This is a genomic window from Oleiphilus sp. HI0123 (genome assembly GCF_001635315.1).
Genome location: NZ_LWGE01000251.1, coordinates 1 through 1,102 on the forward strand (window position 1 = coordinate 1; position 1,102 = coordinate 1,102).

General features: G+C 45.7%; 2 protein-coding genes. Both read right to left on the reverse strand.

Annotation, left to right across the window (positions count from 1 at the left end):
* A partial coding sequence (locus A3761_RS02485) for a flagellar basal body P-ring protein FlgI (RefSeq protein ID WP_197472747.1) occupies window positions 1-677 on the reverse strand: 677 nt, incomplete at its 3' end.
* Window positions 677-1,102, reverse strand: a 426-nt coding sequence (locus A3761_RS02490; RefSeq protein ID WP_197472748.1) for a flagellar basal body L-ring protein FlgH, incomplete at its 5' end; no start/stop codon positions are given. The genes A3761_RS02485 and A3761_RS02490, both read right to left, overlap by 1 nt.

The following is a 1,102-nucleotide window of genomic DNA, read 5'->3' on the forward strand; positions in this document are numbered from 1 at the left end:
TTAATCTTCTTGGTTAAATTCATCGCCGTTGTGAAGTCCGGGCGATGTAAATCAAAGGTTAATGTGTCGCCACGATGAAAAGGAGATGCGATGGCTCGTTCAACCGTCGCGCCATTAGGAATCCGTCCCACACTCGGAACGTTAACCTGAATAGAGGAGCCATCGGCACCTTCAGCACCAAAACCACCGACGACAAGGCTGCCTTGAGCAAGCGCATAAACGCGCCCATCTGCGCCCTTTAACGGAGTCATCAATAAGCTACCACCTCTAAGGCTCTTGGAGTCTCCTAACGATGAGGCTGTGATATCAATCTTGTGCCCAGGTTTAGCGAAAGGCGGAAGCTCTGCATGAATTGAAACCGCTGCTACATTCTTTGACTTCGGATCCACACCTTCAGGAATGGTGATACCAAATTTATTCATCATGTTGCGGAAGGTCTGGCTAGTAAAAGGCGTGTTATCTCCTGTACCACTTAAACCGACAACCAAACCATAACCAACCAGCTGATTCGAACGAACCCCCTGTACATTGGCAATATCTTTTAAACGATCCGCGCTAACGTCAAAACTAACCAAAGCAAAACCCAGCAACAATAAACTGGAGCGGCAGAACGAGCTAACTAAAGAAGCGATACCCGCTGCAGTAGCTTTGTAAGAAGCCTTTACACTATAAGACATCACATGAACCACCATTCACTGTTGAAGAATCGGGACAACCAGCCTTGACGATTAACATCATCAAAATCTCCTGTTCCACCATAGGCAATACGAGCATCAGCAACCTTAGAAGACGGGATCGTATTATCTGTGCCAATATCTTGCGGCCTCACCAAACCGGTTAAACGAATATATTCATCTCCCTGGTTCAAGCGCAGCCACTTCTCTCCCTGAATTCGAAGAATGCCATTTGGCAAAACTTCTGAAACTGTGACTGAAATACTACCGCTCAAGCTATTGCTCTGATCACTAGATGCCTTACCATCAAACGCTCGCTCTAAGCTAGGATTAGTCAAAAGGCTCAAACCATGTTTTTGAATAACATTGCCTAGAATGGTTGCCTCATTAAAAGTCACTTCATCATCTTTGTCATAGCTGGTATCTGC